Source organism: Brotocaccenecus cirricatena (assembly GCF_020687045.1).
Taxonomy (GTDB): Bacteria; Bacillota; Clostridia; order Oscillospirales; family Oscillospiraceae; genus Vescimonas; species Vescimonas cirricatena.
The window spans coordinates 1-7,110 of record NZ_JAJEPW010000098.1 but is presented as its reverse complement, the minus strand read 5'-3'; the positions used below and the strand labels follow the sequence as shown (position 1 = coordinate 7,110).

Annotated in this window: 8 protein-coding genes and 2 pseudogenes; 3 read left to right on the top strand and 7 right to left on the bottom strand. The window is 55.3% G+C overall.

The genetic code is table 11. The features are described from left to right. Positions 1 to 297, top strand: a pseudogene (locus tag LKD37_RS16490) (DUF3848 domain-containing protein); the annotation flags it as partial. Positions 298 to 336: 39 nt separating this feature from the next. Continuing rightward, entirely contained in the window at positions 337 to 738 is a 402-nt protein-coding gene (locus LKD37_RS16485) for a TnpV protein (RefSeq protein ID WP_302930175.1), read from the top strand. Between the two features lie 245 nt (positions 739 to 983). On the opposite strand, the gene LKD37_RS16480 is transcribed toward LKD37_RS16485, so the two are convergent. From LKD37_RS16480 to lepB, 7 genes are all read right to left on the bottom strand, one after another. Then, positions 984 to 1,598, bottom strand: coding sequence for a sortase family protein (locus tag LKD37_RS16480; protein WP_302930174.1), 615 nt, complete (start codon positions 1,596 to 1,598; stop codon positions 984 to 986). Continuing rightward, a complete protein-coding gene (locus LKD37_RS16475) occupies positions 1,588 to 2,538 on the bottom strand; it encodes a Cna B-type domain-containing protein (protein ID WP_302930173.1) in 951 nt (316 codons plus the stop codon). The genes LKD37_RS16480 and LKD37_RS16475 overlap by 11 nt, the downstream gene beginning before the upstream one ends. Next, the gene (locus tag LKD37_RS16470) at positions 2,535 to 3,380 is read right to left on the bottom strand and encodes a class C sortase (protein WP_302930172.1); all 846 of its coding nucleotides are present in this window, start codon (positions 3,378 to 3,380) and stop codon (positions 2,535 to 2,537) included. Before LKD37_RS16470 ends, LKD37_RS16475 begins: the two co-directional genes overlap by 4 nt. 178 nt (positions 3,381 to 3,558) lie before the next feature. After that, on the bottom strand, positions 3,559 to 4,968 hold the full coding sequence (locus LKD37_RS16465) for a SpaH/EbpB family LPXTG-anchored major pilin (RefSeq protein ID WP_302930171.1): 1,410 nt from the start codon (positions 4,966 to 4,968) through the stop codon (positions 3,559 to 3,561). A gap of 111 nt (positions 4,969 to 5,079) precedes the next feature. After that, positions 5,080 to 5,955 (bottom strand): DUF7601 domain-containing protein, encoded by an 876-nt coding sequence (locus LKD37_RS16460; protein ID WP_302930170.1) that lies wholly within the window; start codon positions 5,953 to 5,955, stop codon positions 5,080 to 5,082. Next, positions 5,853 to 6,317, bottom strand: coding sequence for a hypothetical protein (locus LKD37_RS16455; RefSeq protein WP_302930169.1), 465 nt, complete (start codon positions 6,315 to 6,317; stop codon positions 5,853 to 5,855). Before LKD37_RS16455 ends, LKD37_RS16460 begins: the two co-directional genes overlap by 103 nt. Positions 6,318 to 6,353: 36 nt before the next feature. After that, positions 6,354 to 6,905 carry a signal peptidase I gene (gene lepB, locus LKD37_RS16450; RefSeq protein ID WP_302930168.1) on the bottom strand — a complete coding sequence of 184 codons (552 nt, stop codon included), beginning with the start codon at positions 6,903 to 6,905 and terminating at the stop codon, positions 6,354 to 6,356. 20 nt (positions 6,906 to 6,925) lie between these two features. On the opposite strand from lepB, the pseudogene LKD37_RS16445 reads away from it, so the two are divergent. Beyond that, positions 6,926 to 7,110, top strand: a pseudogene (locus LKD37_RS16445) (IS481 family transposase); the annotation flags it as partial.

The window sequence follows — 7,110 nt, the reverse complement described above, 5'->3', positions numbered from 1 at the left end:
GAAGAACTGAACACCGCTTTATATAGGAAGGTGTTCGCAGAACAGGAGAAGTATCGGGAGTGGCTGCTTTCCCAGCCACCCGACGAAATCCTGAACCACTGCTACGAGTACACGGTGCGGGAGGACATCGTGCTGGCACTGGAGGAATACGACTTGTCCGATAAGCAGTGCAAGGCACTCCTGAAGTCGCCCTGTCCGCTTGCGGATGTGTTCAAGGACTTTGAAAGGCGGGAGACCGGCCACATGGACATCATCCGGGACACCATCGAGTGCCGAGCCAATGCGGTCATCAGAGCCGATTTTTTGAGAGACCGGCGTGAAGCAAGGTGATGCACTATGCGCTATATTGCTACGGAGGATGTTGCCAAGGCCAAGGAAATGGAAAAGTACATTACCGATGAACGCACAGGGCTGAAATATGAATTGGTCGGTGACTATTACCTGGTTGTCGGAGATGATGAGCCGGAGGAAGATCAGCCAATCAGGATATGGGGACAACGGCATTTACGCCATTTGAAACGCCGCCACAAGGTAATCTATGCAAATTTGCTGACAGGCGGCAAGCTACCCGAATATCTTGCGGATATGCAGGATTGGCTGGACCTCGGGCCGGGCCACCGCATGAACGTCCCCTGTACCAGCTGCGGCAACTGGAAGTGGCGTATGCTGCCTGGGGAGGCGAGCCACAGCCTTGCCAGCAGCATCCACGAGATGACCCGCATCTATGGCCGCCCTTGATAAAGCCCATAAGGCTCATAAAGCATTAAGCAGCCAACGCCTATGGCGTTGGCTGCTTTTTCAGCAGGGGATACAGAGGTACAGATATTTCAGCTTTGTTTTGCCGGGTATCAGGTGCGCTGCACCTGGCCATCGACCTCCGGGTAGGGCAGCTATCTGCAGCGGTGGCCCTTCATGGGTTATAAACAAAAAATTAAATAATGAATCATAGCGGCATCGCGTGGGACGACGCAGCTTGCCATTGTCTACAGGGGCTGTTCTGCACCTCCTATTGAGGAGAATACTATGCCGCTGCACATCGGACGATGAGAAAAGCTCCATTTTTTCACAAACAGGGTAAGCGCGCTCTCTGTGTCAGCCAAGGTTTCGGCTCTGGCATTATCAGCGTGGCAAATTTTACGTACCATATACCGGAATACCCTTCCGATCATGTCGGTGAAGGTAAGCTCCTCCCCGGCGTCCAGCTGATCGATAAAATCGAAATTGCCATCCTCACTGCGTCCTCCCACGATCAGTGTACCGTCATACACGCTGCCCATAAACCTGGCTGGACGAAAGCTCTGCTCGGAGCTGTCCCATTCTGCGCTTACTGGCAGCTTAATGCCTCGGCCCGGGAGCTCCAGCAGGCCGATAACATCAATTCCGTCGATCTCCACGGCAGCCATGGCGCTGTCAGCGCGATTTTCGATAACACCCGCTGATCGCTCCGGCAGAGCTGCTTCGATTTTTTCAATCAGAGAGGGAATGTCAGCTGCCCTTTGCTTATCCTGCGCCTGTCGCACGACGAATAATATCGCCGCAGCGCCCAGCAGCAAAACGCCCAGCGTAACAAGTAGGATGGAAAGCCCTTTACTTCGCACGGGACTTCTTCCTCAACACGATGCCCACCACCAGCAGCGCCAGCCCGGACGCAGCCATCAAGAGCACATACAGGGTCATATTTGTTGTGTCGCCGGTCTGCGGATGATTTCCTGCAGGCGTCTCCGGCTTGGTGTTGGTAATGCTGAAGGTATCGCCGCTGCGCTGAATGCCCACCGTATAACCCTCTGGCACATTCACTTCGTTCACGGTCCATACGCTGCCATCATCAACAGCCTTCCATGTGTACATCCAGTTGTTTTCAGCGCTGAGAGTCACGGACTGCTGCAGCTGTCCGTCCCTGCGAACCTCCACAGAGACGCTAACCGGGCGATCCTGGCCGCCGTCCCTCCAGGCCTTCACCGCTTTATAGGTGACCTCGCCCTTGGCTGGTGTGTGTACACTCATTTTTGGCCTTGCGGAGACGGAATACACCCACTGCCCCTCACTGTCCACCCCTGGCACGGCCGCCAGGAAGGATTCAAACACATAGTATTTGCCATCCTGCTCTGTGCGCACGGAGGAAACCAGGTATATGCCCGCAGTAAGATTATCAAAGACGACCTTGCCCCTCGCATCGGTTTTGGCAGTTTGGTCAGCCGCGATGCCATCGGCGAGAATATAGGAGTTCAGAGTGATGGTCATTTCATCCCACTCGCTCTGAGAGGAGGTGCCGGTGACCTGGATGGGGTATGACCGGAAGCTCCCGGCCAAAGCATACTGCGCATCCTCGGTAATATCCGCAATGTGCCAGAGCTTGATGTCTTGCCCGGCAAAGACCATTCCCTCGGAGGAATAGGTCACGTCCAGAGTGCAATCACTGCGCAGCTGCACCTTTTCACTGGCCTCCGTGGTGGAGGCGGCGTGGGCGGTCACTGCTCCCGACAGGAGCAGTGCAGCAATCAGTATAAAATTTGCGATCCGGTAGCTTATTCTTTTCATATCAGTTCTCCCTCGTCATTGATGGGAAGCTTCCGCTTCGCAGGCTTAAAGCAGACGTACAGAATGAGCAGCAGGATGATGGGCATTGCCACCACCGGTGTAACGATCAGCCGATCGATGATAAATGCATCCGATATAGCCCCAAAGGAGCGCATATCCTCAGATTCGATCCTGTGGCCGCGCACCAGCAGCCGATGGGAATTGATGCCATAGGGCGTGCAGGTGACCAGGGTGCAGAGTTCCTTCTCCTCGTCGATGAGCAGGTCGCTCACATCGTCCGGCAGGACGGTTTTAATTTGATCCACCTCATAAATAAAGGTCTTGTCCAGCACCGTGATCCGGAAGGTGTCGCCCACCTCCAGCTTGTCCAGATCCGAGAACAGCTTTGCGCTGGGCAGGCCCCGGTGTGCCGAGATAGCCGCATGGGTACCCTTTCCTGCAATAGGAAAGCTGCTGCCTTGAATGTGTCCGCAGGCATGGTTCAGCATAGAGGGGTCCGTGCCGTGATAGATGGGCAGCTTCACCTGAATCTTGTCGATATCTATATAGCCGATGACGCCATCGCCGACGGCATTGAGGCAATCATCGTATCCGCTGATCTGCTGGTATTCCGTCAGCGGGAATGACAGCGCCTTCAGCTCACTATTGTATTCCTCCGCCCGCTCAAAATAGGCGGTATTGTCCTTAGGCGACAGACTCTTGACAATGGTGTCATAGTCCACGATGGCCCTGGATTGTGTGATGGAGTTCCAGTAGCTGCTGACGGACGGATACAGCAGGAGAGAGAGGCCCGCCAGGAAAACGCCCAGCAGTATTAAGGTGATCACTTTTCGCTTTCTCACGGGTTTATCTCCTGTTGCGTTCCAGGGCGCACGAAGCCGAACACACGGCTGTCCGGCCGCCTGCAATAGGCGGGTCGGGTGTATTCGGATGCGTCCGCCTTGGAAAAGGATATGCCACCGGGAGGGCGGAGGCGAACCTCCGCCTCCCATGGCGGTGCAGTGTGTCAGGGATGCAGGATCAGAAGGATTCCTTGCTCATTCTCTTGTTGGTCACCAGGAATACGCCTGTGCAGATGACAGCCAGAGCGCCCAGGGCCACAAAGATCACGGTGCCGATGCCGCCGGTTTCGGGCAGCATGGTGCCGGTGGAGTTGGCAACGCCCGCAGTCAGGGAATGGGCAGCTCCGGGAGTGGAGGCAGCGTCGTCGATGGTCGCAGAACCATCCTTGTTCAGCACGATGGTGATGTCCTTGGTAAGCTGGTTGTAGCCGGCGGGGGCGGCGGTCTCCTCCAGGCGGTAAGTATCGGCCTGCAGACCGTCAAAGCGCGCAACGCCCTTATCGTCGGTGGTGACCTCAGTGGCATCGGCCTTGTCAGCGACCCAAGTGGCGGCCTTGGTAGCGGCGTCATACTTATAGTACTTGTTCTCAGCGTTCTTCAGCACGAACTTGGCGCCCTCCAGCTTGGTGCTCTCGCTGCCGGCGGCGTACTTGTTGATGACGATATTGAAGGAGAACACTTCCACTTCCTCGTGGGATTCCCCAAAAGAGTTTTTGTCAGCGGGGTTGTTGCTGTACTTGAGCGTAGCGGTGTTGGTTTCCTCATTGCGCTGGATGGCTTTCTCGTTGACGGTGGCAGTGTAGGTGATGACTACAGGTGCGTCGATCTGATCCTGATATTTCATCATATTGATGCTGGCCACAAAGCCGTTCTCATTGTTTTTGATAGTCGCAGCGGCAGTCACATCCACGCCGCCGATGGTGACCTTGACGTCGTTGTTGAAGGTCAGACCCTCGGACATGGTATCCGTCACTTCGTAAGTATACTCGGTGTAGCCCTTGGTGGAGGGCACCTTGCCGGTGATGGTGTAGGTGAGCTTTTGACCGACTTCCACAGTGCGGTCGTCGTCATTCACATCCTTTTTGATCTCCGGCACTTCGTTCTTGTCGCGAATCTGAATATTCTCGGCAGTAGCCAGCTCGCAGACCGTGCCGCTGGTGCCGGATACAAAGTAATAGCCCGGGGTAAGGCCGGAGGCCTTCATGGTGTCACCATCCTTGGTAAAGGCGGTGCCGGTGCCGAGAGAACCCGCATTCGTTTTCAGATACTGGGCAAAGGAGGCGGCGGAGAAGCTGTCGCCGGTGCTCACATTATACTTGCCCGTCTTACCAACGGGTGTTAGGGTGAGTCCGTTGGCAGTCACATCGGCGTATGCCTTGACGGTAGTAAAGGCGGCGTCGGTATCGCTGATGGTGTAGGAGTAGTGGTCGCCAGAGTAGGTCACGTCAAAGATCTTGTAGGCGGTGTAGGTGCGATCCCCCTGGGGATTGGTAATGGTGATGCTGCCGGTGGTGTCTGCTGCAAAGGCTGGCACAGCCAGAGCCAGCGTCATGGCCAGGGCCAGCAAAACCGTGAAAAGCTTTCTCATCGTTTTCATCGTGTGTATCCTTTCTGATTTAAAGTAGTTTAATGGAAACGGATAGTTCCTGCGGCGCGGGTAGAGGTATATTTTGCGTGGGCAGGAGAGGAAACAAAGGCGTTAATCACCCTCCTTTCCGTACTTGCGCCTCAGAAGACATCCTGTAATAACAGCAGTGAGCATCAGAGCGATTCCGGCATACAAAAAGATTCCCCGTCCGATGCCGCCGGTTTCCGGCAGTGCAACGGTGGATGTGTTGTAGATATCCACGGCCGTGTCATCGTTCATAGTAAAGGTATAGCTGCTGCTCCCGGCGAGGACGGTGCCGGTGCTGGGATCCTTCATAATAACGGTGTAGCCGTCTGTGGTGGTCTCCGTCACGGTGACCGAAGCACCCCTGGGGATGCCCGTAATGGTGGTCGACTCGTCGTTTTTCAGAATAACGCTTTTTTGCAGATTGCCGCCGGCATCCGTATAGGAAACGGTAAAGGTAAAGCTGCCTGTGGTGTCGGGAGCGTTCACGATTTTCGTTAGCTTCAGGGCTCGCCCGGTATCCGCATAAGTGTTGGTGAAGGTGAAGGCCGCGACTGTGGTGCTCTGCAGCTGCACAGCGTCATTCGTATCCGTCGCAGTCAGTTTAAACCCATGCAGCTCTGCGTAGCTCTCTTCAATCCTGTAGTAATAACCGGGCGCCTGATCCTTCATGGAGATACGGGCGGACAGTGTCCAGGAGCCATCGCCGTTGGGCGTCCAGCTGCCCAAATTTGTGGCGGTGTACGTCATGACGGTTTCGGGATCGGTAAAGCTGCCGTCAGCGGACTTTTGAACCGTAAAGGTCAGCTTTCCGGATAGCAGCTGCAGGTCATCCTCCGTCAGACCCACCACATGCTTTGTCAGCGTGAAATTGGGCGCTTCCGAGGAAGCCGGCGGGATCTGCTGGCTGAACCACACGTTGTCAATGTGGTTGCCGATGTAGTTTTCGTTATTGTATAGCATGCGTCTGTGTGGACGTGCTCGTCCTGCTCGGCCAGCGCACACAGCAACTCACCGCTATCATCAAAACAGAAGCTGTCGTGCTTGTGGATGATGTACTCGCCCTGGCCCAGATCGGCCCCGGCGGTGCATTGGATCTCCTTGTGAGCCGGCGTACCGGGAAGCTCGTAGCAATCGTCCGTGTGGACGTGCTCGGCAATGCCGCAGTAGGTATCCGGCGTGGATTCCATGGTGATAGCCGGCAGAATGAGCGCATATGTCGTCACAAAGACCACAAGGCATATGGGCACAGATAAAATCTTGTACCAAGTGCGCTTCCGGCGGTGCTTCTTGTTCAGCTCTTCAGCCTGCGAATGAATGTCCATGTTCATGCAAATTTCTCCCCGTATTTCCAGGCGATGTTAGTCCGCGGAACCGATCCGCTTGATCGGCCACACTCTGAAAATGATTTTGCCTATGATTTCTTCTTTTTCCACGCAGCCCACCAGAGACGACCGGGAGTCCACGCTGCTTTCCCGGTGGTCGCCCAGGACGAAAAAGGAATTCTGAGGTACGGTGTACGGATATTCAATGTCGGCGTTGCCATAGGATTTTTCGGTTAGGTACGGCTCATCCAGCAGGGTATTGTTCACATATACGTCGCCGCTGTCGGTAATGACAACGCTGTCGCCGGGGCAGCCGATAATGCGCTTGACAAGAACGCGGTTGTTATAGTAAAAGGCGATTATGTCACCGGTTTTGAACTGTGGGGACTTCACCGACACCACGATATCCCCCTCCTGCAGGTTCGGATTCATGGAGGTGCCGTATATCTGCAAAACCGGCAGCAGCAGTGTAGCCACCAGCACACTGATCGCGGCCACGATCACCAGCGTATAGATGGTGCTGCGCAGCAGCTTTTTGTATCGGCTGTGATATTTTTCTCGGTTGAGTTCGCCAGTGAGCTCGTCCACGGAGGGCACAGCCGTATCGGTTGCAAAGTACGGCGTCAGCCGCGTACAACAAAAGCCGGTCGTACATCTACTTCTGGAAGCAGCGCTGGGATGGTAGTGTGGCGTCCCTGGCCTGCCAGTCCAGACGCCCTCACAGCCACCCCAACCAGCACACGGAGGCCGAGCTAAAGCTCATCCGCGATATGCGCCGCCGCAATCCGTCGCT